This window comes from Saccharothrix sp. ST-888, from assembly GCF_000955975.1.
Taxonomy (GTDB): domain Bacteria; phylum Actinomycetota; class Actinomycetes; order Streptomycetales; family Streptomycetaceae; genus Kitasatospora.
In genome coordinates this window covers 54,751-78,861 of sequence record NZ_JYJF01000007.1, presented here as the reverse complement: position 1 = coordinate 78,861, position 24,111 = coordinate 54,751, and the positions used below count along the sequence as shown (strand labels likewise).

Genomic DNA, 24,111 nt, shown 5'->3' with positions numbered 1-24,111 from the left:
CTGCTCTGCACGGCAGCTGCTGTCCTGCACGTCGGTTGTCCTGGCCTCAGCCGTCCTGAGAGCCGTCCCGAGCCTCAGCCGTCCTGCGCATCCGCCGTGAACTGGCCGATGCGGAAGATCACGAACTCGGCGGGATAGGTGGGTGCGACGCCGATCAGACAGATCAGGCGGCCGTTGTCGAGATCGTTCTGGGTCATGGTGGTCCGGTCGCAGCGGACGAAGTACGCCTCCTCGGGCTTGGTGCCCATCAGCGCACCGGTCTTCCAGGTGGCCAGCAGGAAGTCCTCGACGCTCTGCCGGACGGAGGCCCACAGGCGCTCGTTGTTGGGCTCGAAGACCGCCCACTGGGTCGACTTGTCGATGGAGTGTTCCAGGTAGAGGAAGAGCCGGCGGACGTTGACGTACTTCCACTCGGGGTCGGAGCTCATCGTCCGGGCGCCCCAGATCCGCCTGGCCCGGCCCTCGAAGAAGCGCAGCGCGTTGATCCCCTCGGGATTGAGCACCGCCTGCCGGTCGTAGGTGACGTTGGTGGTGAAGTCGGTGATGCCGAGGACCACTTCGTTGGCGGGGGCCTTGTGCACACCGCGCTCGATGTCGCTGCGCGCGTACACCCCGGCGACGTAGCCGGACGGCGGGACGTCCAGCAGGGGCTGGGGCGCGCTCGGGTCGGGGCGCCGGGTCGGGTCCACGATGCGCACCCAGGGGTAGTAGAGCGCGGCGTAGCTGGTGTCGAACTGCGAGCGGAACCGGCGTACTTCGGAGATCGAGCTGCCCAGTGGCGGGTCCACCACCGCCATCCGGTAGCGCAGCCGCTCGCAGTGGCCGATCAGGTTCTGGACGGCCGTCAGCTGCGCGTCCGGGCCCAGGCTGACGGAGTCCGGGGTGGCGACGACGGCGATGTCGTCGATCTCGCCCAGCGCCTCCAGCCCGGTGGCGGGGGTGTGGATGCTGTCGGGGTCGGCGGGGTGGCCGAGGAGTTCGTCCGGCCCGATGTCCTGGCCGGGGCCGCCGCCCGACAGATACGCGCCGTCCCGGGAGTCGAGCGTCAACAGGGCGGCGAGCAGGGCGCCGGGCGCGGGCGCCGGCTGCCCCTGGGCCGCAGCGACGGTCTCCAGCCAGACCAGTGCGAACTCGTCGGCCGGGTCGGCGGCCTGGAGGACGTTGGCCACCGAGCGGGGGTGCGGATCCGCCAGCTCCAACTCGTTGTAGACGTCCGTGCGTTCGGCGCCGGAACGGACCGTGACGGCCAGCGTCAGGTGGTACGCCCCGGTGTTGGGGTCCACCGGCTGGACGCCCTGCGGCCCCGCCCCGACGTAGCCGAGCACCCCGTCGGCTCCCCTGGCGACCACCATCACCTTGGCGGGATCGGGCGCCACCTTGTCCGCGATCGGCTTCGGCTGCCCGGCCACCAGCGGGACCAGCTCCACCGCCGCGCCCGGCTGGACTCCCGTCAGCCGACCGCCGACCAGCACGTTCTTGCTGCGCCGGAACGTCACCGAGACGTTGACCTGGGCGGCCGCCGTACCGGGCCAGCGGGCCCGCCAGCGCAGCAGCGGCGTCGTCGCCCCGAGCGGCAGCGCGAGCGCGGCGAAGTTCCGGTCCTGGTCGATCACCGGGTGCGGACCGGTGGTCATGGTGAAGCTGAACACCCGGGAGACGTACAGCCGCCGCCCGCCGTTGGCGAAGAAGGCGCGGGCCGCGAACGCGAGCCAGCAGGGGTCGCCGTCGACGGTCAGGCCGCCGAAGGCCCGCTCGTACTCGGTGAAGCTGGTCACCAGCGCGGGCCCCGGCGCCACCGTCGTCCCGCCCACGGCGTACGGGACCGGGCCGGTCGACGTCCGCCCGGCCATGCCGAAGGTACTGGTGGGCACGCCCTCGATCGAGCGTGAGCGGAAGCTGGTCTCCTCGACGTAGACGCCGGGGGTGAGGTACTCGGGCACGGTCGGACCTCCTCGATCGCGGGTCAGCCGGAGGGCGGGCGGCGGGTCAGCCGAAGGGCAGGTCGGGCGAGCGGATCACCTGGCCGACGGTGAGCGAGCGGACCACGTCCCCGGCTGCGGTCAGATAGCCGTCGGGCACGGCGAGGCCGCGCAGGACGTCGTTGTCGAGGTCCTCGGGGCGGGGCGGGTTGTGCGAACGGCCGACGGCCTCCACCACCAAGTCCCCGAGCGGGTCGAGCGGATCCAGCGCGTCCAGCCGGTCCAGCGCCTCCGGCGGCGGCGCGGTCGCCGGGTCCGGGATGTGCGCGCGCAGCGCTACGTCGAACCGCGCGGGCGTCGGCGGCGGCAGCGCGCCGGTACCGTCCACCAGCAGCAGCACCTGCCCGTACTGGTCCCCGTGCGCCCAGCCGACGCGCAGCCCACCGGGGCCGAACGCCTCCACCCTGGGCCAGCGCACCGGCACCCCCTCGGAGGTGACCCGCAGCCGGAGGCCGGTGACTCCCCCGGCCACCGGGTAGGCCACCCCGGGCAGCAGCCAGGGGCGCAGCAGGCGGGCCGCCACCGGCACGAACGTGCCGGACGGCCGCTCGGCCTCCGCCAGCTCGGCACGCGTCCACAGCGGGAGGACGAACCGGCGCGGCACCCAGCGGGACGCCGGGTCCGCGATCCGCAGGCTCACTGTCCGGCCGCGGACCCCGACGCCGCAACTGCTGCCGTAGCGCAGGACGAAGGCCGTGCCGCCGTGCGCCTCCAGCGGCAGGACGCGCAGCAGGGAGCGGCCGAAGCGGTCGGGCGGGCTCTCGATCTCCCGGTCGGCCCGCACCCCGGGCCAGACCGGGCCGTTGGTCCTGGCGTCCACGGGGGACACCGCCAGTGCGAGCCGGTGCAGGACGTCGACGGCCCCGAGGTCGCCGACACAGCCCTCCCGGAACCCCGCTGCCCAGCTCACCGCTCGGCCTTCGGGCACCGCGCCGCCGCCGGTCATCGCCGCACCTCCGACAGCCCGGCCGCGACCGTGGCGACCTCCCCGGCAGCGCCCTGGGCCGGACCGTCGATGCGGATGACCCGCGCCAGGTACGGCAGGCAGAGGCGGTACTCGGTGGTGAACGCCTGGAACGCCTCGCTGAGCGAATCCATCGCGAGTTCGTCCGCGACCAGCTGGATCATGTCCCCGCTCTCCCACTCTCCGCTCGGGTCGAGCAGCGGCCCGGTGAGGATGCTGTCACTGTCCAGCACCTGCGCCGCCAGGCCCAGCCACTCCAACTCGGCCTCCACGTACTGGTCCCAGGCCGCGATCATCAGGTGCATCCGCAGCGGCAGCCGGGGGATCCCGTCCCGTGCCGCCACCGCGGACCAGCCCGGCCGGGTCTCCTTGTCGACACTCAGCCGGTAGCAGTAGACCGAGACCGCCGGATGCCGGATCACCGCGCCGGGGGTGTCCACCTTCTCGAAGTCCAGCGGCCCGGCGAGGACCGCCTCCGGTCGGCGGCCGACCGGGATCCGCTCGGCGAAGCGCCGGTCGAGCAGCGCGACGACGCTGCGCCCCACGGCGGCGAGTGCCCGGTATCCAGCCATGGGGTGATGCTGCCGGGGCGGGCGTCACCACCGCGTTGCCGGACGCTGCGGACCGGACGGCGGACCGGACGGCGCGTGTCGGACGGCGGTCCGTCGGCAGGTCCGCGCGGGCCGTGACGGCGACGCCCCGGTGACAGTACGTCGCGCACACTCGGCAGGCATCCGCTCTTCGACCCGTCCTCGACCCGGGAGAAGCCATGCAGAACTTCACGACGTCCCCACCCCCGCCGGCCCCGGGCCAGGACTGCGGTCTCGGCGCCATCACCGATCTCAACTGCGGCGCCACCGGACTCAGCAAGCAGGCCGCCGTCACCAACGAGGTCCTGCCGACCCTGCAGGGCTTCCAGAACCAGTTCGGCACGGCGAAGACGGACTACGGCAAGGCCCGGGACGCCGCGAAGGTCGACGTGGACGCCGCCGTCGGGCTGCTCGACTCGGTGCACGCCCTGCTGCGCTGCCGGATCGACGACGAGCAGCGCAGCTGCCTGGAACAGGCGGTGGTGAAGGTCTTCGAGGAGATCACCGCCTGCACCGGGACGTCCGACTGCTGTCCGCCACCCTCCTGCGACTTCGACTGCGACCCGGACGACGACACGGTCGAGGAGCTGGCCAGCCGGATCGCCAAGTACCGGAACATCACCGCCAGGTACACCGCCTGCTTCACCGCGCTGATCGCCGAGCAGACCGCGCTCCCGGCCCGCGCCGCCGCCCTCAAGGCCGACGCCGCCCAACTGGCCACGGACGCGGCCGCCGAGGCGACCGCCAGGGACGTGGTCCGACTCTACGCCCGCCTGCTGGTCGCCGACCGTCAGCGGAAGGCCGTGTGGCACGGCTTCGGCACCGTCGCGTCCTATGTCGACCGCCTCTGCAAGGAGTTGGTCTGCATCCTCAAGGGCTGGCAGGCCATCGCCGTCCTGGAGGGGGCCAAGGCCGGGCTGGAGTGCCAGGACGCCGCGAAGGCTGCGGCCTGCGACGCCAAACGGCAGCACGTGGTGGACGAGGTACTGACCGAGTACGAGAAGCTCTGCCCGCCTTCGTGCCCGCCATCGGGCAACCCGGCGGTCAGCTCGTACTGACCGCCATCCGCACCCTTGGCCGGCAGGCGCCGACGCTCCGCTCCGGGCTGCGCGCCGGGCAGCCCGGACCGGAGCGGCCGGGGCGGGGACGGCGCCCCGGGCTCACCCGGCCTGCGCGGCTTCGGTGGCCTCGGCCGGCGGGGTGAACGGGCCCCAGGTGAAGGCCGGCAGCCAGGGTTCGGCCGGCGTCCCGTTCCAGTCCAGCTCGGCGATCTGCCCGGCCGTGCGCCGCCCGGCCAGCGAGCGGTAGAGGTCGTACTCGCTGCCCCGGAGGGTGGTGACCGGCTCGCCGGTGCCGATCGTCCAGTCCGCACGGGGGGCCTGGAGCCGGAAGGCGGGCAGGCCGTGCCCGTCCACCGAGGCCGAGAGGCCGCTGGCCAGCAGGTCCAGGGCGTCCGGGTAGGCGGGGTGGTCGGCGGGGACCGGCAGGCCGAGGGCGCGCCGCAGGTCGGCCTCGTGGGTGAACGCGTCCATGGTCATGATGCGCACGTTCCGGGCGACCGGCTGCTCGGCCGGCGCCTCGATCCGTCCGGACACCTGCGGCCACTCGGTGAGCAGCTCGGCGACACTCGCCTCCCGCAGGGCCTGCTCCCCCTCGGCCACCAGGCCCGGGATCTGGGCCGGCTCGCGTACCGCACCGCCGGCGACCAGCCGGCAGACCGTGACCAGGTGGGCGACCAGATCCCGCCCGGTCCAGCCCGGGCAGGCCGGGACCGGGAGTTCGGCCGCCTCGGGACAGCTCGCCAGCAGCCCGGTGATGTTCTCCCGACAGCGCCCGTAGGCCAGGTGCAGCGGCACCCGCTCCCAGGACGACGCGGACTCCTCCCGGTACTGCTGCTGGTTCGTGACCATCCGTGCTCTCCTCGCAGTCGGCCCAGACAACGCCGAATCGGCATCTGACTGTCAGTCAATCACAATGAGTTGGATTTCCCAACTGACTGATCGGTCACACCCGTCCCCCCTGGAGCGGGGCCCGGTCCGCCGCCCCCTGGCACCGGACACCGCCCGGCTGACCCTGCCGAAGCGCCGAGGAATCGCACAACTGGCCTACTGTGGACCGTTGTTGCGCCGACTTTGAGCCCTCATATCCGTGAAGTGGCGATCGGCCCCCGAAGCGCCGACGGCAGGTGGTATCACGGAGGCGACTGGGAGAGGAGCCCCGATGACCCGCTACGCCGTCGACCCGGCGCGCCACGAACTCATCGCCACCTGGGAGACCGGCGAGGGCGATCTCGCCATCCGGGTCGCCACCGTGCCGGAGGCGTCCGATCCGGTCCGGCTGACCCGGCTCACGGCGGCACTCGCCCGGCTCTCCACGGCCGCCTGGCACACCTACACCCACCCCGCCGCCGCCGTGGACCCGCTCGACCCGGGTGAGGGCGACTGGCGGCGCGAGCAGGAGCGCGGCGCGTTCGGCGAGGCCCTTCGGGCGATCACCCGCCCCAACCTCCCCGACCGGGCGGGGATCATCCTGGAGTACAGCCCGCTGCTGGAGTTCGCACACGAGGTGGGGCGGGCCCTCCACGCCCTGGCGGACCGGGAGTTGACGGCATCCGTGCGCGAGGAGGTCGGCGTCGAGCTCGCGGCCGTGGAGAGCGCCGAGCTCGGGAGCCTCACCGGACGGGCCGGGCAGGCCGTCCTGCTCAGCCTGGAGGACGCGTCACCGGTCCAGGTCGCCGCCGCCGACCAGCTGTTCAGCCAGGACCCGTTCGGCCAGGAGGCGCTGTTCACCGCCGTGGACCCGACCTCGGCGGCCGTCGCGGCCGCGCACTGGCTGCACGCCGCCGCCGAGGTCGCCGCCGAGCAGTCCGGCCACCCGACCGCCTCCGTGATCCGCTTCGCCGACGACATCGAGGCCCTTCCGCACGAGAGCCCCACCCACGTCCTGCAGTTGCTGGAGACGGGGGTGACCCCGTACGACGCGGTCACCGGCCTGGTCGGCGACGCCCTCCAGGTCGCCGACGGCGTGCTGCCCGACCTGGTGGCCTTCCGCGCACAGGTCGCGCCGGTCGAGGACCTGATCGCCAAGTACGGCGCCGACGACCCCAAACTGCGGGCGGAGCTCTCCCGGATCCGCCTCACCCCGCTCGACCCGTGGCGTCCGGCCCGCGATCTCCTGGAGGACCTGGTCTCCGCCGTCCACGGCTGCTGGCTGCTGTACGCCGAGCACGTCGAGGACGCCCAGGACGCCCATCCGGCAGAGGACGCGCGGGACGTGCGGGACGTGCAGGGCGAGGAGGTCCTGAGCCGGACGGCGTTCGCCGACCTGGTCCGGGCCAGGGCCGCCCGCCACCGCGACCGGCTGATCTGAGCCCGCCGCACGGGACACGCGGTGCGGCGGGCGGCGGGCCGGTCAGCCGAAGTCGACGTCCGAGCAGGAGGTGAAGAACTCACCGGCCTTCGGGAACTGCGGGTCGTTGACTTCCTGGTAGGCGTCGGACCGGAACTCGGCCATGAGCAGCCGGCCGCTGCGGACGTAGCCGGTGGGCGCACTGTTCCCGGCACCGTCGGTGCCGTCGATGCGTCCCGCCTGTCCGCCTGCGGCAGCAGCGGGTGTTACCCGCTCCAACCCCGCAGCCCGTCAACCCACCCGAACCCGCCGGGTGATCGACTGTCGGATACGCCTAGTCCAGGTCGAGGCGCCGGTCGGCAAGGCAGCGCCGCCACAGCTCGAAGGTCAGGTCGGCCTCGACCAGTGACTCGTGGACGAAGGCGGGGTCGGCGAGTTCGGGCCCGGCCATCCGCCGTACGGTGGCCAGCAGGTGGGAGGACGTCTGCCGGATCCGCTCGGCGTGGGCGGCCTCCAGGCGCGGCGCGAATCCCGCCATCAGCTCCGGGCCGCCCGGCTGGTCGACGGAACCGGCCGGCTTCTCGTCGTACACGGAGGGGACGGGTGGCAACTGCTCCTCCGACAGGTGCGGGACCGGGGCGGTCCACCGAGCCTCGGGTTCGCCCCGGCCGAGGATGCGGGTGAGCAGCCGACGGGTCTCCTCCGAGCGCTGGACCTCGTCGGCGAGCTGCTTCAGGGCGTCGAGCAGGCACGGGATGTCCTGCTCGTTCTCCACGGCCGCCAGGCGGCCCAGGTCCTCGGCGAGCGCCCGGCCCTGGGCCGTGGCCCGGTCGAGCAGGGCGTCACAGGCGTCGAGCTCCCCGAAGGCCCGTTCGGCGGCCCGGACCGACTGCTGCACCAGGTCGCACACGTCGCCGTCGAACCGCCCGACGGCCCTGGCGAGTTCGGACTGCGGCAGCAGCGTCTCGAACAGGTCCGCGCCCGGCACGCCCGCTACCGTCCCCATGGAAGCCATCGCAGGCCCACCCCTCTCTCCATGATCGGTCTCCCCAGCCGAAAGCGATCATGAACCACCTCCCACCGGAGCGCCACCCCCAAACCTGGGAAACGGGATCGCGGATCCGGACCGGCCTCGGGTGGGCCCATCGGCCGGCCGCCGGTCACCGGTGGCGGGTGCCGCCCGTCCCGGCGCCGGTGTCCGGATGACCGGTCGGCGTCAACTCGCTGCGTCCACGAAAGAGTAGAGGCCGCGCATGGCGCTGACGAGAACCTGGCCGTACTGGTTGAGGGCCCGGCCGTCGGGGGTGGTGAGCGGTCGGCGGGCGACCAGGCGGCCGAGGATCCCGCCGGGGTGCAGCAGCGTGCCGGCCCGGGGCAGGTTGACCAGTACGCACTCCTGCGTCTGCGCGGGCCCGCACTCCAGCAGTCCGGCCCCCGGCCGGCGGAAGACCAGCCGGTCGCCCTCCAGCGCGTACACGCCGCCTGCCGGGGCGTCCAGCAGCAGGCCCGCCGGTTCGGTGTGACGGATGGTCAGCTGCACGGCCTCGACCGGGTCCAGGTCCGGCTTGCCGAGGGTGCTGTGGCCGTGCCGCTCGGCGAAGTGGCGGACCATCGTGGGCAGTCGACCGGCGCCGAATTCCAGCTCGCCAAGCAGCCAAGTGGAACCCAGAACACGGCAGTTGATCTCAAGGGCGGCCACCGAGCCGTCCGCGCGCAGCGCGAAGTCGCCGCCGAAGATGCCCCGGTAGCCAAGCTCGGCGAGGCCGTGGCCGATCCGCTCCATCGCCTCTCGCCCCTTCGCCAGGGCCTCTGCGGGCAGCAGGGCGGGGGCGTGGAAGTCGGTGCCGACGTACCCGCCGAAGCCCGAGCCCAGGCCCTCCAGGCCGGTCAGCTGGACCGCCGGACGCAGCACCTCGGGTGCCCCCTCCCGGGGCACGAACCCGTGGAAGCTGAAGGTGGTGTCGCCCGCGTACTCGCTCACCAACCAGCGGTTGCGCCGGGGCAGTTCACCGGCCTCCTGCTCACCGGTGATCAGGTAGGTGCCGTTGCCGCCCGAGCTCTTCGGCCTCTGCGCGACGAAGGTCGGCCCGAACTTCCCGCTCAGCACCGGGTAGTCGATGCTGTCGACCACCACGCTGGCGGGGGCCGGCACGCCCAGGTGCTCGAACCAGTCGCGCATCAGGACCTTGTCCGTCAGCAACTCCGCGCCGCCGGGCGCGGGCGGCACCAGCAGCAGCGCACCGGTCTGCTCGATCGCCTGCCGCCAGTGCTCGCGGTACGTCCCGTAGGCCGTCAGCCCGAACTCCCGGCCGCGCCACCGGCCGCCGACCAGCGTCGGCAGCAGGCCCATCAGCTCCTCCAGATGGCGCCCGCTGAAGGTGTCCTCCCGGCGCGCGGTCTGCTCCTCCAGCGAATGCATCCGGGCCCCGAACCGCTCGGCCCAGCCGAGATCCGCCCGCTCCGCGGTCAACAGCTCGGAGAGACAGCCCGTGCGCAGCAAGGGCAGCAGGTAGAGCGGGCGCGCGGCAAGCCCCAGGTACCCGGCGGGGCGCAGCAGACGCTCGACGTCATCAAGAGAAGCGATCACGCGATGGATTATGCATCGCACCACCCCTCCCCCATTCTGGTCAACTTGTCGGAGTGGAGGGAACACTGATGATGCATTAAACTGCCCGACCGCTCGCTCCGGGGGACCGCAGGGGAGGGATTCCGGGTGCGTGGAGGGGGCCTACTGCCCCATCACGTACCTGACGGTCGGGCCGGTGGTCCAGCCGCCGTCGACGGCCAGTTCGGATCCCGGTTGCCGCAGCAGGCGGTCCAGTTGGTGCAGGCTCGCCCGGAAGGTGTCCATGCCCTGTCGGCACTGGTCGCGGCGCAGGTAGCCGCGGGCACTGCGGGCGACCGGCACCGTGTCCTGCGCGCTCGGCCGGGTGCTGCGCAGCGGGAGGTACGCCGCCCACACCCACAGCCGCCGCCGGTCCTGGTGCTGCAGGTACCGCAGCGCCGCCCGCTCCATCAGCAACTCCCTGATCGCTGCCCGGAGTTCGGTATCGCCTCGATAGCTCAGGGCGCCCGTGGCAAGCTGCCGTCCGTTGGCGGCGCTCAGCGCCCAGCCGACCGTGCCGTCCGAACCCTGGAGCGCCAGCAGCCGGGGACGGCGGCCGGTGGTCATCGGGGCAGTCCGGGCCCGGCGGGAAGGTCCGGCTTCGCCAGCAGGGCGACGAACCTGCGGAACGCGTTCTGGCAGGTCGCGTACCGTTCGTAGGCCCGGCTGGAGCGCGCCACCGGGTTCCCCCGGACACCGGGGAGCGCCCAGATCCAGCCGATCCCCTCCCGGACGTGGGTGATCCTGGCCACCAGGGTCGGCCCGGCGGCGGCCAGTTCGGTGAACGCCCGCTCGGCCTCGGCCGCCGACTCGTACACGGGTGAGGACACCGCGACCACCCGCCCGTTCGGGGCCTTCAACTGCCACCGGAAGCGGCCGCTCGCCACCCGCTCGGTCTGTAAGCCGTCGCGGCCGAGGCGGGCCGCCCCACTCTCTCCGGCACGCCCGGAACCCCCCACCACTGCCCCCGCGGGACTCGTGCGGAATGATCGACACCGGGGGCAACGCTATGTGTGCACACTGGCGGCCGGGAAGGCGAAGGATCCGCCAAATCCTCCCATTGGCACAGAAGTTCTCCCTCGTTAATCTGCTCCCGGTCAGGGTTTCCGGCTCCGGACGCCGGGCACGGCGGCGCCCGTTCCCACCCCGGCGGGGCCGTCCTGGACCGGCCGCTCCTGGAGCAGCAGCCGCACCCCGGCCGGGCTCAGGGTCAGCCTGATCCGGGGTCTGACCTTCGCCCCGGGGACGGCCCGGATCCGCCAGCGCTGCAGGACGACGGCCAGCGCGACGGTCGCCTCGGCGAGTCCGAAGGCGTCGCCGATGCACTTGCGCGCCCCGGCGCCGAACGGGATGTAGGCGTCGCGCTGGGCGCGGCCGACCCGCTCGGCGCGCCAGCGGTCCGGATCGAAGCGGTCGGGGTCGGCGAAGACCTCCGGGTCGCGCTGCAGGACCGAGGCGCTGTAGAGCAGGTCGGCACCGCGCGGGAGCCGGTGGCCGCCGAGCTCGGTCGCGGTCAGGGTGGTGCGGCTCAGCAGCCAGGACGGCGGCCACAGCCGGAGCACCTCGGTGAGCAGCCGTTGCAGCTCCGGCAGCCGGGCGAGGTCCTGGTAGGACGGCGCGGCGCCGCCGAGGACCTGGTCGAGCTCGTCCTGCACGCGCCGGTAGTGGGCGGGATGGGTGGCCAGGCTGTGCAGGGCCCAGGAGATGACGGCCGAGACGGTCTCGATCCCGCCCGCCATGAAGGTCAGCACGTCGTCCTGGACGTCCTGGTCGGTGCGGGTGCCGTCGGCCGTCGGAGCTGCCGCGAGCAGCAGGGTGAGCAGGTCGTCGTAGCCGTCCTCACCCCGGTGGCCGGCGCTGCGGTGGCGGCTCATCTCACGGATCGCCGCGGCGGTACGGGCCATCGCCGCGTCGAAGCGCCGGTTGACCGGCAGCGGGAGCCGGGCGACGGCGGGCACCAGCACCCTGGGCGCGATCCCGTCCAGCAGCAGCGGGAGATCGTGCTGGAACTGGCGGACGATCCGGTGCGAGACGGGATCGCGGAAGAGCGAGCGCGTCAGGCTCGCGGTGGCCAGCCGGGTCATCTCCGCCTGGACGTCGATGGTCTGCCCGGCCGCCCAGCCGTCGGCCTGCTCGCTCGCGCAGGCGGCCATGCTCTCGACATAGCCGGGCATCCGGCCGTGGTGGAAGGCGGGCTGGAGCAGCGGGCGGCGGACGCGGTGCCGCCCGTTGCCGCAGGTCGCCAGCCCCTCCCCGAGCATCTGGACGGCGGCGCTCATCCACGGGCCGCCCTTGTCGTACTCGTTCCGCCCGCTCACCAGCATCTGCCGCACCAGGGCGGGCGAGTTGACGACGTACGCGGTGCGGCGGCCGAGCAGGATCCGCACCACCGGGCCGTGCGCGCGCAGCGTCTCCAGGAATCCCACCGGGTCGGCACCCAGCCGTCCGAGGTGGCCCAGCACCGGAATCGCCCCCGGTATGAGGGGCACCGTTTCGTCACTCAGCATGATCGCAGCCCTCGAAGTCGACGGCAGGGTTCGCATGCGGCCGAACTCCAGCCCGATGGATCGGAGTTACTTACGGTTCCCATGCAAACACGTGAGGCGACTGGTACTCAAGAGCACAGTCCGGCCAGTCGGCCGGCGGGCACCGTTCCGGGCGCCTCGTCGGGGCCGTCAGGTCGCGGGGTGGTCGCCGGTGGCGCCGTCGATGAGCTCGCGGAGGATGTCCATGTGGCCCGCGTGGCGGGCGGTGTCCTCGATCATGTGGATGAGCACCCAGCAAGTCGGGCCGGGGGCAACCCGGGGCCTCGCGCGGCATAGTGGCCGTATCGGGCCGTATCCGAGCGACCGTACGGAGGCCGACCATGGCCAGACATGTCGAGTACCGCAGGATCTACGCCGACGCCGAACCCGCGGACGGTGTCCGCGTGCTGGTGGACCGGGTGTGGCCGCGGGGGCTGCGCAAGGATGCCGGGGCGTTCGACGTCTGGATGAAGGACGTGGCGCCGTCCACCGAGCTCAGGCGCTGGTACGGCCACGATCCCGAGCGCTATCGTGAGTTCCGCCGCCGCTACCTCACCGAGCTGCGCGACCCGGATCACCAGGACGCTCTGCGGAGCCTGGCCGACCTCGCCGACCGCGGCCCGCTGACGCTGCTCACCGCCAGCCGCGACGTCGACCACAGCCAGGCCGCCGTCCTCGCCGACCGGCTCTCCGGCAACGGCGGGAAGCACCCCTGAGACCGGCCCACCCGAGAGCAGGAGTTGCCGATGCCGTCCACCGACGTCCCCCGCCTGCTGGCCGATCTCCCCGAGTGCGTCGCCACCGCGTCACCGGAGCAGCGCGGAGCACTCTGGCGGCTCGCCGAGCCGGGGCGGCAGCTCGACGCCAACCTGGTCCGCCTCCCGGCGGGCGGCGCCGTCGAGGAGCACGTCGAGCCGGACCTGGACGTCCTGCTGCTCGTGGTCGAGGGCAGTGGGACGCTGTGGTCCGAGGGACGGTCCCAGCCGCTCACCGCCGGAGCACTGGCCTGGCTGCCGCGCGGCTCGCACCGGGCACTGCGCGCTGACCCGGCGGGACTGGCCTGGCTGACCGTGCACCAGCGGCGTCCGGGCCTGACCATCCGGCCCGCCCGCGCGGCGACGACCGCACCGGCCGAGACCACCGAGGGCGGAGAGCCGCCGTGCTGGTCGAACCGGGTCTGCCCCGCCTGCGGCCGCCCGGCCGAGGGCACTGCGCCGTCCTACTGCAGCCGGTGCGGCGAACGCCTGGAGAGCACCTGAGCCCGGTCCGGACCTGGGCTCGCACTCCTGCCTGCCGGGCCCTGGACCACCACATCCACGGCGTCGACGAACTCCGAGCGCCTCGAACTCCCGCTGCGGGAAAGCGAGATCGACGTCCCCACCGGCCGCCGTCTGCGCGGTCCCCCAGGTCTCCCTCCGGAAGCGATCATGCGATCGGCCGGGGCGCTCTCCAGCGCCTCGCGCCCAACTCCCCTTCGGGCCCGGCCACCAGGGAGACGTGCTACGACGCGGCCGCCGCGTTGCGGGCGCGGATCGCCCGCCGCAGCGCACCCGGGAGCGGTCCGGCCGCCGGGGCCAGCTTGTCGATCCGCGCCCGGAACTCGCGGCGCTGACGCCAGGTCAGCACGGTCCGCAGCTGGGCCGCGTCGGCGAGGGCCACCAGTGCCGCGTCGCCCGGGTCCACCCGGGAGAGCGGGCCGTGCAGGGCCTGCGCGACCGCCTCGACCAGCGCCTTGCGCACGCGCGGATCGCGCGGGGTGACCCGGGCCGCGGGGAACAGGCCGAGCACGCGGTACTCGTCCACCCTGATCCAGCCCGCCGCCGCCAGCCCGTCCCGTACGGCGCGCGCCGTACGGGCCCGGCGCCGCGCCACCCAGGACTGCCAACTGCGCGGCCGCTCCTCGCGGATCAGCCGCAGCAGCTCGGCGAGGACCGGGTCGAGCCCGGCGGGCTCGCTCCCCACAGCTGCCGGTCCGCGCCCGTCCTCGCGCAGCAGGCCCCGGCGCAGCAGCTCGGTCAGCGCCGCCGCGCGCAGCAGGAAGTCGAGGTCGCGGACGCCGGTGAGGCGCTCGCGCTGCGGGTCGTAGGCGAGCAGGTAGAGCTTTCCGGGGAGGGTGTCGGGCAGTTCCATGGCGGGCTCCATGAGGCTTCGGCGAGGCTTCGGCGTAACACGGCTGAGTACTGACGGATCAGCCCGGAAGGATCAGCGCGGAAGGACGCAGGCGCCCGGCGCGGGAGGTTCTCGGCATCCGGGCCCGGACCCTGCGGTCAGGGGGCTCCCGCTCCGGAGTCCTCCCGGCCGACGCCGCCGGAGTCGGGGGCGTCGGGTTCCGGGGTGCCGGAGCGGGTGCCGTCCGACTCCGCGCCATCCTTCGTCGGACGTCCACGGCGGGGCAGTCGGGCCACGCCGCCGGGCATCCGGGCAGCGTCGGTGAGCGCCCGGCGGAGCAGGAACTCGATCTGCGCGTTGGTGCTCCGCAGTTCGTCCGAGGCCCACCTGACCAGCGCGTCGTGGACCGCGGGGTCCAGGCGCAGCAGGATCTTCTTCCGCTCGGTCGCCACCGCGTGCTGCTCCTCACTGGATCTACTGGTAGAGCGAGCCGGTGTTGACGACCGGCTGGGTGCCCCGGTCGCCGCAGAGCACCACCAGCAGGTTGCTCACCATGGCCGCCTTGCGTTCCTCGTCCAGCTCGACCACGTCCCGCTCGGCAAGCCGCTCCAGGGCCAGCTCGACCATACCGACCGCGCCTTCCACGATCAGCCGACGGGCCGCGACCACGGCACCGGCCTGCTGGCGCTGGAGCATCACCTGCGCGACCTCGGGGGCATAGGCGAGCCGGGTGATCCGGGACTCGATCACCCGGACACCCGCCGAGGACACCCGGGCGGCGATCTCCGCGGACAGCTTGCGGGTGATCTCGTCCGCGCTGTCGCGCAGCGACATCTCCCCCTCGCCGTGGGCGTCGTAGGGGTAGCTGTTGGCGATGTGCCGGACCGCGGTCTCGGTCTGGATGGCGACGAACTCCGTGAAGTCGTCCACCTCGAAGATGGCCTTCGCGGTGTCCTCGACCTGCCAGACCACGACCGCGGCCATCTCGATCGGGTTGCCGTCCGCGTCGTTGACCTTGGTGGTCTCGGTCTCGTGGTTGCGGATCCGGGTCGAGATCCCGCGCCGGCTGGTGAACGGGTTGACCCAGGTCAGACCGTCCGCCCGGATGGTGCCCCGGTAGCGGCCGAGCAGCTGGACCACCCGTGCCCGCCCGGGAGAGACGGCGGTCAGGCCACGCGCCAGCAGCAGGCCGAGCAGGATCAGCAGCGGCCCGGCGACCAGCAGGGCGGTGGCGGCGCCGGTCGCGCCCGACGCGCGCTCATTGCCGCCGACGACGATCAGGGCTGCCCCGCCGAGCAGGCAGAGCACGGTGAGTCCGAGCATCGGCAGCCCCGGCAGGCCGGCGATCACGCGTTCGGTGACCTTCGGGGTCGGGACGTCGAGAACGAAGCCGTCCGCCGTGTCGGCGGGGCTGTGCGGTGTGGTCATCGGACCGGGTTCCTCTCCTGCGGTGTGGCACGAACCTAGCAAAGTGATATCACTTTTTTGAGCCCCGCAAACCCCGCCCACGGCAGCAACTGGACTCCGGCGCCGCCTCCGCCCTGGCGGCCTCGCCCCCGGTGACCGTCGAGAGGCTGTTCGCCTCCCCCGTACGACCGGGCCGACGGCACACCGGCGCACCCTCGTGGCGGCGGACCGCGGATTCCCGCCGACTCGGACAGTGCGCAGGAAATCCGTCGAAATTCCCGTAACGCTCCACTGATTGCCCGTCAGACATTTCCGCCGCAGGCCAGTCCCACCAATGGCGCTCGGGGTACGTACTTACTCACCGGAGCTCTCCGACCACCTGGGCGGACGTCGGCTCCAGGCAGGATCGGCGGCAATTCCGCATTCGCGGCACAGGCGGCCGCGGCGGTGGAAATCCGCGCTCCCGCAACAGCCCTCACCCGGCCCGGGCGGGCTCGACCCGGGCGGCACGCCACGGTCACACGGACACACGGGCACGGCGGGCCTCGCGAAGCAGCCGCGGCTCCGCCCACATCCCCCCTGACGTCCCCAGCCTCGCGAACGGTTGCCCCTCCCGGAGGAATTAACCGAAATGTGGTGTATGTCACGATGCCCACAACACCCCGACCCGACGGCCCCCGGACGGCCCCGGCGGACCCCCGAACCACCGTCGACCTGGGCTTTCCCGCAGCCGGTGGACTACGCACGACCGCCGCGGCGGTATCCTGAAGATCTTGCTGACGGGAAGTCGGCGCCGGGCCCACGCCCGAGCGGCCGAGTGCCCGCGGGATGCGTGCCGCCTCCGCCCTCCGCCGGTGAAGCCACGGGAGGGCGGTTCCCCGCGCCCTTCGGGACAGTGCACCCTCGGGGACAGTGCGCCGATAAGCCATCAAAATCGGACATAAGACCCGACATCTTCGGCCGGCGCGACAGGCACCCCTTGACTCAAGACTGAGGGGGATGAAGATGTGATGAAATTAAGGGTCCGATCCGACTGACGGACGGTGAGCTCCGGAATCCATGCACCAGGGGGATACGTTGGCTGGCTCGCAAATAGACGACGGCCCTACCGGGCAGATGGCGGTCCGCGCCAAGAGCCAGCCGCCCGTCGCACCGCCCGTCCGCAGCACGATCGGCGTGCTCCAGTCGGAGCGTTCGAAGGTCGTCCGGGTGTACCGGCGGCTGCTCCCCGAGCGCAGCCGCGCGGCGATCGCCGGCATGGTCCCGTACGAACTCCGCACCCAGGTGATCCACCGGCTGTCCCGCACGCTCTCGGTCCAGCAGAAGGTCGCCACGGTGCACGGCGGGCTGCTGGCCAAGCGCCACCCCGCGCTGTTCGAGTCCGGCCGGGTCACGCTGCTCCAGGTCGGCAAGGCCCGGAAGATCGTCAGCCTCCGCCCGGACGTCTCCCCGCGGCAGGCCCGCAACGACAACCTCACCCTGGTGCGTTCCGCCCTCGCCGAGGCCGGGATCGACTGCTTCGCCGTCCGCGGCATGCAGGAGACCTCCGCCGTCCTCGCCGTCTCCCGGGCCGACCGGCCGGCCGCGCACCGGGCGCTCGCCGCGCTGTGCGGCACCGTCCCCGGCTACGTCTCGGCCGTGCCGTCCGACCGGCCCGCCGTGCCGACCCGTTCCGAGCCCGGCTTCGAGAAGCACACCTGGACCACCCTCGCGCAGGCCGAGGTCATCCGGATGACCTGGTTCCACGCCGACCCCGGCGCCACCTACGTGCTGGGCCACGAGTACGGCTGCGACATCGAGTTCTGGGTGCCCGAGGACGGCGATCTGGTCGCCCCCCGCCGCAACCGGGTGACCGAGCGGGTTCCCGCCTGGCACGAGCCGGTCGACGGACCGGTCGGCATGTTCACCCGGCTGGAAGCCTGGGACCGGCCCGACCACCCGGTCCCGACCCGGCCCGAGTTCGTCCACGCCCTACCCGAGGACATCCGCTTCCCGATCGACGTGGTCTACACCTGGGTGGACGGCAACGACCCGGCCTGGCAGCGCCGCCGCGCCGAGGCCGACGGCTCGGCCCAGGACCTCAACCCCGAGGCCGCCAACGACGCGCGCTACATGAGCCGTGACGAACTGCGCTACTCGCTGCGGTCGTTGCACCTCAACGCGCCCTGGGTGCGCACCGTCTACCTGGTCACCGACGACCAGACGCCCACCTGGCTGGACACCTCCAACCCCCGGATCAAGGTGCTCAGCCACCGGGAGATATTCCGCGACCGGGCGGCCCTGCCGACCTTCAACTCGCACGCCATCGAGAGCCAGCTGCACCACATCGAGGGACTGTCCGAGCAGTTCCTCTACTTCAACGACGACGTCTTCCTGGGACGTCCGATCTCGCCGCAGCTGTTCTTCCACTCCAACGGGCTGAGCAAGTTCTTCCCCTCCGTGGCCGCAGTGCCGCTGGGCACCCCCTCGCTGCTGGACTCCCCGGTCTCCGCGGCGGCCAAGAACAACCGCAGACTGATCGAGGAGGACTTCGGCAGCACCCTGGTGCAGAAGATGCAGCACGTGCCGCACGCGCTGCGGCGCGAGGTGCTCTCCGAGATCGAGGAACACTTCAAGGAGCTGCACCAGGCGACCTCCGAGGCCCGCTTCCGCAGCCCCTCGGACCTGTCGGTCGCCTCCTCGCTGCACCACTACTACGGCTACCACAGCGCCCGCGCCGTGCCGTCCGAGCTCAAGTACGCCTATCTGGACCTGATGCACCAGAGCACCTCGCGGCGGCTCGCCCGCATCCTCGCGGCGCGCGACCTGGACGTCTTCTGCATCAACGACACGGTGTCGGACCGCAAGGACCTGCCGAACCAGCTGCAACTGCTGCAGCCGTTCCTGGACGCGTACTTCCCGCTGCCCAGCCCCTTCGAAAAGCCCGGCTCCTTCGAAAAGCGCTGACCGTCCGCCCCGGGCGGACGTAGGCCCGGGGCGGTTCGGGGGCACCGTCAGACGGTGGTCCAGGGGCCGAGCGGACTGGCGCTCTCCGGAGACGACTGCCGGGCGGTGTGCAGCCGGGCGTCGACGCCGATCACGGCCGCCACCATGCGGCCCGTCGAGTCCTCGGCCATGGCCGGGGCGTACACCAGCTGCCCGCCGCTCTCCGCCCAGCCGATCCCCGGTGTGCCCGGCGCGGCGACCAGCAGGCTCAGCAGCCCGGACCCGGCACGGTCGGCCACCGCCGTACCGCTGCTCGCCCCGTTCCGGCCCGAGCCCCACCGGGCCGCGGCGATCTCGCCGGTGCCGTCGTGTCCGCTGAGGACGGCCGGCAGCGGCGGCCAGTGCACTCCGTCGGACTCCTGCCGGTAGACCACCACGTTCGCGGTGCCGGCCTCGCGGTAGTACAGGGTGAGCCGGCCGGGCGTGGACTCCACCGGGGTCACCGCCCCGGCGACCGGCACCGGGATGCCGATCCGCTCCGTCCGGAACCCGCCGCCCGCACGCTCCTGCCGCCACCGCAGCACGCCGTGGGTGTCGGTGGCGAAGACCTGGACCGCGCCGTCGTGGCCGGTGAAGGCGGTCACCGCGTCCTGCAGGACCGAGCCGCCGAGCTTCTGCCACGGACCGAAGCCGCCGCCGGGCAGCTCCTGGCGGTGGCTCAGGCCGTGGGCGAAGTTGCGGACGAAGACGTGCAGCCGCCCGTCCGCGTCGAAAGCGGCGGCCGGCGCGCCGATCTCGCGCCGCACCCGGTGGTCGGAGTTGCCGTAGTCCGGGCCCTCCAGCGACTCCCAGGCACCGAACTCGCCGCCGGGCGCGGTCTGCACGGCCCGGACCACCTCGGCCCCGACCGTGTCCTTGTCCCCAGCCCAGCGCCGCAGCGCGACCAGCTGGATCCGGCCGGAGCGGTCCACGCCCACCTGGAGCCTGGGCATCAGCCAGTCGCCGGTCAGCTGGCGGGCCTCGCCCCAGCTGCCGCTCCCGGCGGCCTGCTCGGTCCAGTGGACGACCCGGCCGCCGAGGACCGCGAAGGCGTTCAGCCGGCCGGTGCCGTCCTTCACCAGCCAGTCGGTGGCCGGGGTGTAGCGGTAGGCGCTGCTGATCAGGTGGGTGGAGTCGCCGGGGTCGGGCCGCACCTGGTAGTCGCCGCAGTTGTTCGCCGGGCACGGCGCGCCGAAGCCCGCGTACGGCATCAGGTAGCTGCGCTTCTCGGCCTTGGCCGCGGCGCTCAGGTTGGACGGCCAGAACTTGCTGGTGTAGCCGCGGAAGTGCTCGACCACCGGCCGGGCGCCGGTCTCCTCGGTGTACGTCCGGAGGGCGGCCAGCACGAACTGGGCGGTGGCGGTGTGGTCGATGTGGTCGGCGAGCGAGATGCCCGGCTGGTACGGGTCGTGCTCGGGGTCCGGGTCGAGCGTGCGGACCACGGTCGGCCTGCGCTGCTTCAGCAGGTCGAGCAGGCAGGCGGTGACCCGGTCGCGGCTGAAGTCCTGCGGCGCGGTGACCGGTGCGCCGGTTCCGGGCAGGGTGCTCTCCAGCGGGACGTCCCCGGACCAGAGCGTGCGCATCCGGACGCCGGTGCCGTCGGGGGCCTTGGCCGAGCCGTGCAGGTTCTGGGCGAGGTTGAAGAAGTACAGCTGGACGGCCGGGCGTTCGGCGAGGGTGCAGCGCTCCACCTGGGCGCCGTCGCCGAGGGTCACCACCTCACGGCGCCAGGCGGCCTGCTGGTTGCCGGTGGCCATCAGCGCGTACGCCGAGCGCAGGCCGTTGTGCCGGGCCTCGGTGTAGCCGGGCTTGTCCGCCGGGGTCTTCGCGTGCTCCTTGTCGTCGTCGGTGGGGCTGTTCCTGCCGTCCGCCTCGCCGGCGGTCAGCACCGCGGTCGCCACCGGGGAGCCCTCCGCGATCGAGCGCTGGAGCAGCGGGTTCATGAAGTACAGGTCGTCGTCGGGGTGAGCGATGATCTGCAGGTACGAGCCGCGCCAGCGCTCCCCGGCGGGCGCGCCGCCGACCCCGGCGAGGTCCGCCAGCACGGTCGTGTCGGGGTCCGGGGCGGCCCGGAACATACCGCCGAGACCGGTCAGCGAGAGGGCGGCCAGTCCGGCGCCGAGCACGCTCCGGCGGCCCCAGTCGCGGCCGGCCCGCCGTGGCCGGACGGCTTCGGGCGCGCTGTCCTGCGCGTCCCGCGCTGCTGAATTCGGACTCACGGCTCGGTCCCCCCTTGTGCAGTGCCGGGGTCGACCGCGCTCCGCTGGAATGCCGGTCCCCGTGTCAAGATCTCTGTCGGGGAACAATACTAAAATTCGCTATTTACTCCTCAGAACCGGTGCCCGAGCTGTTTCGGCCGCTACTCGGGAGCGAACTCACCGAAGCGGCCGGTCCCCTCCACGGCGAGTCGACCGAAGACCTCGCCGAGGGCCGCGTGCCTCGCACATGGAGCCATGAAGGCAGCACCGAAAGTGTCGGACCACGGGACCGCCTTTGAGGGGCGGCCGCGTCGCGCCGATGATGGACGGGTGGAGGAAGAAGTGTCCGGCGCCGCAGACCCGGAGGCGGACTTCGCGGCGGGCGCCTACGCGGTCTCGGCGGAGTTCTACGACGTCCTGCACGGCGCGGAGTACCGGCGGCGCGCGCTCGCGCTGAGCGGTCCGGCCGCGGCCGCCCGGGTCGGCATCGTGGAGCTGGGCGCCGGTACCGGCCTGGTCACGGGCGTGCTGGTCGGTGCCTCGTCCGTCCCCGTCCACGCGGTGGAACCGGCCGCCGCCATGCGCACGGTCCTGCTCTCCCGGCTCTCCGCCGCCGGCTCCGCCGCGCTCGGCCGGGTGACGGTCCACCCCTGCCGGGCCCAGCAGCTCGCGCTCCCGGCTCAGGCGGACCTCGCCGTCTGCTTCCGGGTGTTCGCCTGCCTGCCGCCGGTCGAACGCCACGCGGTCTGGCACTCGCTCGCGGGCTGGTTGCTCCCGGACGGCCTGCTGCTCATGGACCGCCCGCCCGCCGCTCTCCCCGCCGGACCGGAACGGTGCCGGGTCGGCGAGGCCCGCGTCGGCAGCGACACCTACAGCGGCTGGCTGACCGAGCGCCCCGAGCACGACCGCATCCGGCTGGACTACCTCTACCTGGTGCACCGCCGGGGCCGGGAGATCCGCCGGGCCGAGGAGACCTTCCACCAGTGGCCGTTGACCGACGAGGAACTCGACGAGGAGCTCACCGAGGCCGGCTTCCGCCGGGAGGACGGGTGCGCTCCGGACGTCCTGCGGCTCCGGCGGCTGGGCCGGCGCCGCTGAGCCCGCCTGCCGCCGAGCCCGTCTACCCCTGCGAGCGCGCACCGCCGAAGGACATCGCCAGCGCTACCACCCAGCCGATGAACGTCCAGCCCAGGAACAGGTTGACGACCAGGACGGCCCCCTTGTTCCGGGTGCCCCGCAGGAACGCGATCACGGTCGGGACGAAGTACATCACCAGCCCGACGATCAGGAATACCGACACTCCCCCGCTTCTCACCATGCTGCGAGCGTACAAGTCCCTTGCAGTCCGGGACAGATGGAGGAATCCACTCCCTTTCGCCGCCCGTCCGCGCGGCACGCCCGGTCACCCAGCGTCGACGGCTCTTCACCAATCCGCACCTCAGCCCCTACGATCGGCTGCGAACGGCCTTTGGCGCGCCCGCAACCCCCGGAAAGGCGGCAGCAATGCCCACCGTCAGCGTGGTCACCGTCGTGCCCTGCGGCGGACACCACCGCCTCCCGGAGGCGTACCGCTCGCTGGCCGCCCAGCAGTTGCCACCCGGGTGGGAGTGGCAGTGGGTCGTCGAGGGCGTACGGAACCTGGCGGAGGCCGGGCTGCCCGACGACCGCCGGATCTCGCTCGGCACCGGCCCGAGGACCGCACCAGCCTCCCCCAACGAGGCGCTGACCAGGGCCGCGGGAACGCTGCTGCGGACCCTGGACGCCGACGGGCTGCTCCCCCAGGGCGCGCTGCGCCGGGACGTCGAGATCATGACCGGGCACCCCGAGCTCGGCTGGTGCCTCTCCCCTGGCCTGGACCTGCTGCCCGACGAGACCCTGGGGGCCGGTCCGGACGGCCCCCCGGCCGGACCGATCCGCCCGGGCGTACTGGCGGACGGGCTCAGGGCAGGCCGGCTTCCCGCCCAGGGGACGACGCTGACCGCGCGCACCGACCTGCTGCGCGCCCTCGGCGGCTGGCCGGACCCGGCCGGGACGGCGGGGCTCGGACTGCTGCTGGCCTGTGAGGCCGTCGCCCAGGGCTGGATGCTCGGGGAGCCCGGCACGATCCGCTGCACGGACCACCACGTCCCGCTCACCGAGGACATGGTGACGGCCGCCCTCGGCCGGGTCGCCGCCCTGCGGCGGAGCGGCTGGCGCTGGCAGAGCCCGCCCGCCCTCGGCCGGTTCGAGCGGCAGCTCGGCCAGTCCTCGGACCCGCAGTGGTCCTACGACCGCCGGGTGGAGATCCACAGTGCCGTGAACTCGGTCCTGCGCGAGGCCGACGACCTGGTGAAACGGCGCACCGGGAACGGGTGCTGGACTCCCCCGGGCGAGATCTCCGAAGGCGGCAGCAACATCGGGCTGGCGACGGCGGCCCGGGTCTGGGTGCTGGACCGGCTGGCGGCCAGGATCGACGCCGCACGAGCGGTACTCGACCAGGTGGAACACGACTGCCGCGCCCACCGGGAGACCGGCCGGGAGACCCGCGGACACTCCGACCGGGACACCCGCCGGAACGCCGAGTGGGAGACCGGCCGGGAGGGCGTGGAACCGACCCCGGCGCAGGTCGCTCAGGCCCGCGCCTGACGGGTGTAGCGGGTGAAGAGGAAGTCGTCCTCCGCGAGGACGGCCTCCAAGGTCATCCGGGTCCGGCCCACCGCGCCCTCGCCGCCGTACTGCTGCAGGCCGCGCCCTTGAAGAATGCGCGGACCCCCGCCGCCCGTGAGCAGCGGTGAGACGGTCAGGCAGAGCTCGTCCAGCAGGTCGGCGGCCCACAGCCCGGCGAGCAGCCGCGGACCGCCCTCGCAGAGTACCCGGCGCAGCCCGCGCCGCTCCAACTCCCGTACGGCCAGCGCTGGTTCGACCAGCTCCTCACCCGCGACGACCACCTCGGCGACCCGTTCCAGCGCCTGCCGGGCGGCGGTCGGCGCCCGGGCTGCGGTGATCACCAGCGTCCGCGCACCGGGGGACGCCGGGGGGCGGCTGAAGAGGTCCGAGGCGGGATCGAGGTCCAGGCGGGCGCTCACCACGGCGATCGCGGGCGCCGGCTCCTGCCCGGCGGCGAGCCGGGCCTCCGCCAGCTCCGGGTGCACGTCGGCCGGTCCGTACCCCTCACTGCGCGCCGTCCCGGCGCCGACCAGCACGACGTCGGCCGACCCCCGCAGCACGGCCAGCAGTTCCGCGTCCGCAGGCCCGGAGAGGCCGCCCGACCGACCCTGCCACACCGCCCCGCCGTCCAGCCCGGACACCATGCACGCCCGCACCCACGGCCGCTCCCCCACCACCTCGGCCGGATACCGGTACGCCTGCGCGAGCCACCGGGCCCGGCCCGACTCCGGTGCCACTGCCACGGGTTGGGGGAGGAGACGCTGCACGCCGACCAG

23 protein-coding genes and 1 pseudogene are annotated in these 24,111 nt (G+C 73.2%); 7 read left to right on the top strand and 17 right to left on the bottom strand.

Features of this window, described 5'->3' with window-relative positions:
- Positions 1-74: 74 nt before the first annotated feature.
- From UK12_RS05445 to UK12_RS05435, 3 genes are read right to left on the bottom strand one after another with little or no spacing between them, the layout of a single operon-like run.
- Positions 75-1,940 (bottom strand): phage tail sheath family protein, encoded by a 1,866-nt coding sequence (locus UK12_RS05445; RefSeq protein WP_045300102.1) that lies wholly within the window; start codon positions 1,938-1,940, stop codon positions 75-77.
- A 46-nt stretch (positions 1,941-1,986) separates the two neighbouring features.
- Positions 1,987-2,925, bottom strand: a complete 939-nt coding sequence (locus UK12_RS05440; protein WP_045300101.1) for a hypothetical protein — start codon at positions 2,923-2,925, stop codon at positions 1,987-1,989.
- Positions 2,922-3,515, bottom strand: a complete 594-nt coding sequence (locus tag UK12_RS05435) for a DUF4255 domain-containing protein (protein WP_082119330.1) — start codon at positions 3,513-3,515, stop codon at positions 2,922-2,924. The genes UK12_RS05440 and UK12_RS05435 overlap by 4 nt, the downstream gene beginning before the upstream one ends.
- Positions 3,516-3,712: 197 nt before the next feature.
- Between UK12_RS05435 and UK12_RS05430 the strand changes: the two genes are divergently transcribed.
- Positions 3,713-4,591, top strand: a complete 879-nt coding sequence (locus tag UK12_RS05430) for a hypothetical protein (protein WP_045300097.1) — start codon at positions 3,713-3,715, stop codon at positions 4,589-4,591.
- A gap of 102 nt (positions 4,592-4,693) precedes the next feature.
- On the opposite strand, the gene UK12_RS05425 is transcribed toward UK12_RS05430, so the two are convergent.
- Positions 4,694-5,443 (bottom strand): maleylpyruvate isomerase family mycothiol-dependent enzyme, encoded by a 750-nt coding sequence (locus UK12_RS05425; RefSeq protein WP_052681588.1) that lies wholly within the window; start codon positions 5,441-5,443, stop codon positions 4,694-4,696.
- Positions 5,444-5,753: 310 nt separating this feature from the next.
- Here UK12_RS05425 and UK12_RS05420 point away from each other — a divergent pair, with 310 nt between their 5' ends.
- Entirely contained in the window at positions 5,754-6,902 is a 1,149-nt protein-coding gene (locus tag UK12_RS05420; RefSeq protein WP_045300095.1) for a hypothetical protein, read from the top strand.
- A gap of 42 nt (positions 6,903-6,944) precedes the next feature.
- On the opposite strand, the gene UK12_RS05415 is transcribed toward UK12_RS05420, so the two are convergent.
- The 7 genes and pseudogenes from UK12_RS05415 to UK12_RS37485 form a co-directional block, all read right to left on the bottom strand.
- A complete protein-coding gene (locus tag UK12_RS05415; protein ID WP_045300093.1) occupies positions 6,945-7,160 on the bottom strand; it encodes a hypothetical protein in 216 nt (71 codons plus the stop codon).
- Positions 7,161-7,215: 55 nt separating this feature from the next.
- The gene (locus UK12_RS05410) at positions 7,216-7,887 is read right to left on the bottom strand and encodes a hypothetical protein (RefSeq protein ID WP_156178547.1); all 672 of its coding nucleotides are present in this window, start codon (positions 7,885-7,887) and stop codon (positions 7,216-7,218) included.
- A gap of 210 nt (positions 7,888-8,097) precedes the next feature.
- Positions 8,098-9,468, bottom strand: a complete 1,371-nt coding sequence (locus UK12_RS05405) for a hypothetical protein (protein WP_045300089.1) — start codon at positions 9,466-9,468, stop codon at positions 8,098-8,100.
- A gap of 141 nt (positions 9,469-9,609) precedes the next feature.
- Complete coding sequence (locus tag UK12_RS05400) at positions 9,610-10,053, bottom strand: hypothetical protein (RefSeq protein ID WP_045300087.1); 444 nt, start codon at positions 10,051-10,053, stop codon at positions 9,610-9,612.
- The gene (locus UK12_RS05395; protein ID WP_045300085.1) at positions 10,050-10,373 is read right to left on the bottom strand and encodes a DUF1508 domain-containing protein; all 324 of its coding nucleotides are present in this window, start codon (positions 10,371-10,373) and stop codon (positions 10,050-10,052) included. The genes UK12_RS05400 and UK12_RS05395 overlap by 4 nt, the downstream gene beginning before the upstream one ends.
- 210 nt (positions 10,374-10,583) lie before the next feature.
- Positions 10,584-11,975 (bottom strand): cytochrome P450, encoded by a 1,392-nt coding sequence (locus tag UK12_RS05390; protein WP_197084589.1) that lies wholly within the window; start codon positions 11,973-11,975, stop codon positions 10,584-10,586.
- A 186-nt stretch (positions 11,976-12,161) separates the two neighbouring features.
- Positions 12,162-12,266, bottom strand: a pseudogene (locus UK12_RS37485) (mycothiol transferase); the annotation flags it as partial.
- An 86-nt stretch (positions 12,267-12,352) separates the two neighbouring features.
- On the opposite strand from UK12_RS37485, the gene UK12_RS05385 reads away from it, so the two are divergent.
- Both UK12_RS05385 and UK12_RS05380 read left to right on the top strand, forming a co-directional pair.
- Positions 12,353-12,727 (top strand): DUF488 domain-containing protein, encoded by a 375-nt coding sequence (locus UK12_RS05385; protein ID WP_045300083.1) that lies wholly within the window; start codon positions 12,353-12,355, stop codon positions 12,725-12,727.
- A gap of 30 nt (positions 12,728-12,757) precedes the next feature.
- The gene (locus tag UK12_RS05380) at positions 12,758-13,270 is read left to right on the top strand and encodes a cupin domain-containing protein (protein ID WP_045300081.1); all 513 of its coding nucleotides are present in this window, start codon (positions 12,758-12,760) and stop codon (positions 13,268-13,270) included.
- A gap of 241 nt (positions 13,271-13,511) precedes the next feature.
- Here UK12_RS05380 and UK12_RS05375 read toward each other — a convergent pair whose 3' ends face one another.
- From UK12_RS05375 to UK12_RS05365, 3 genes are all read right to left on the bottom strand, one after another.
- Positions 13,512-14,141 carry a GOLPH3/VPS74 family protein gene (locus tag UK12_RS05375; RefSeq protein ID WP_082119327.1) on the bottom strand — a complete coding sequence of 210 codons (630 nt, stop codon included), beginning with the start codon at positions 14,139-14,141 and terminating at the stop codon, positions 13,512-13,514.
- A gap of 137 nt (positions 14,142-14,278) precedes the next feature.
- The gene (locus UK12_RS05370) at positions 14,279-14,572 is read right to left on the bottom strand and encodes a hypothetical protein (RefSeq protein ID WP_045300079.1); all 294 of its coding nucleotides are present in this window, start codon (positions 14,570-14,572) and stop codon (positions 14,279-14,281) included.
- A 22-nt stretch (positions 14,573-14,594) separates the two neighbouring features.
- Complete coding sequence (locus UK12_RS05365) at positions 14,595-15,548, bottom strand: SPFH domain-containing protein (RefSeq protein ID WP_045300077.1); 954 nt, start codon at positions 15,546-15,548, stop codon at positions 14,595-14,597.
- Between the two features lie 1,056 nt (positions 15,549-16,604).
- Here UK12_RS05365 and UK12_RS05360 point away from each other — a divergent pair.
- On the top strand, positions 16,605-18,473 hold the full coding sequence (locus UK12_RS05360; protein ID WP_197084588.1) for a stealth family protein: 1,869 nt from the start codon (positions 16,605-16,607) through the stop codon (positions 18,471-18,473).
- Positions 18,474-18,520: 47 nt separating this feature from the next.
- Here the strand turns inward: UK12_RS05360 and UK12_RS05355 are convergent, their stop codons facing one another.
- Complete coding sequence (locus tag UK12_RS05355) at positions 18,521-20,710, bottom strand: PIG-L family deacetylase (RefSeq protein WP_156178546.1); 2,190 nt, start codon at positions 20,708-20,710, stop codon at positions 18,521-18,523.
- Between the two features lie 309 nt (positions 20,711-21,019).
- On the opposite strand from UK12_RS05355, the gene UK12_RS05350 reads away from it, so the two are divergent.
- On the top strand, positions 21,020-21,787 hold the full coding sequence (locus UK12_RS05350) for a class I SAM-dependent methyltransferase (RefSeq protein WP_197084587.1): 768 nt from the start codon (positions 21,020-21,022) through the stop codon (positions 21,785-21,787).
- Positions 21,788-21,809: 22 nt separating this feature from the next.
- Here UK12_RS05350 and UK12_RS05345 read toward each other — a convergent pair whose 3' ends face one another.
- Positions 21,810-21,989, bottom strand: coding sequence for a superinfection immunity protein (locus UK12_RS05345; RefSeq protein WP_197084586.1), 180 nt, complete (start codon positions 21,987-21,989; stop codon positions 21,810-21,812).
- Between the two features lie 203 nt (positions 21,990-22,192).
- Between UK12_RS05345 and UK12_RS36330 the strand changes: the two genes are divergently transcribed.
- The gene (locus UK12_RS36330; protein ID WP_052681579.1) at positions 22,193-23,314 is read left to right on the top strand and encodes a hypothetical protein; all 1,122 of its coding nucleotides are present in this window, start codon (positions 22,193-22,195) and stop codon (positions 23,312-23,314) included.
- On the opposite strand, the gene UK12_RS05335 is transcribed toward UK12_RS36330, so the two are convergent.
- On the bottom strand, positions 23,299-24,078 hold the full coding sequence (locus tag UK12_RS05335) for a pyrimidine reductase family protein (RefSeq protein WP_231591051.1): 780 nt from the start codon (positions 24,076-24,078) through the stop codon (positions 23,299-23,301). The two genes, UK12_RS36330 and UK12_RS05335, sit on opposite strands and share 16 nt — an antisense overlap.
- Positions 24,079-24,111 lie beyond the last annotated feature (33 nt).

Coding starts and splice junctions, on each gene's coding strand:
- UK12_RS05440 (WP_045300101.1), bottom strand. CDS start 2,925: ATGACCGGCGGCGGCGCGGTGCCCGAAGGCCGAGCGGTGAGCTGGGCA.
- UK12_RS05435 (WP_082119330.1), bottom strand. CDS start 3,515: ATGGCTGGATACCGGGCACTCGCCGCCGTGGGGCGCAGCGTCGTCGCG.
- UK12_RS05430 (WP_045300097.1), top strand. CDS start 3,713: ATGCAGAACTTCACGACGTCCCCACCCCCGCCGGCCCCGGGCCAGGAC.
- UK12_RS05425 (WP_052681588.1), bottom strand. CDS start 5,443: ATGGTCACGAACCAGCAGCAGTACCGGGAGGAGTCCGCGTCGTCCTGG.
- UK12_RS05420 (WP_045300095.1), top strand. CDS start 5,754: ATGACCCGCTACGCCGTCGACCCGGCGCGCCACGAACTCATCGCCACC.
- UK12_RS05410 (WP_156178547.1), bottom strand. CDS start 7,887: ATGGGGACGGTAGCGGGCGTGCCGGGCGCGGACCTGTTCGAGACGCTG.
- UK12_RS05400 (WP_045300087.1), bottom strand. CDS start 10,053: ATGACCACCGGCCGCCGTCCCCGGCTGCTGGCGCTCCAGGGTTCGGAC.
- UK12_RS05385 (WP_045300083.1), top strand. CDS start 12,353: ATGGCCAGACATGTCGAGTACCGCAGGATCTACGCCGACGCCGAACCC.
- UK12_RS05380 (WP_045300081.1), top strand. CDS start 12,758: ATGCCGTCCACCGACGTCCCCCGCCTGCTGGCCGATCTCCCCGAGTGC.
- UK12_RS05375 (WP_082119327.1), bottom strand. CDS start 14,141: ATGGAACTGCCCGACACCCTCCCCGGAAAGCTCTACCTGCTCGCCTAC.
- UK12_RS05365 (WP_045300077.1), bottom strand. CDS start 15,548: ATGACCACACCGCACAGCCCCGCCGACACGGCGGACGGCTTCGTTCTC.
- UK12_RS36330 (WP_052681579.1), top strand. CDS start 22,193: ATGCCCACCGTCAGCGTGGTCACCGTCGTGCCCTGCGGCGGACACCAC.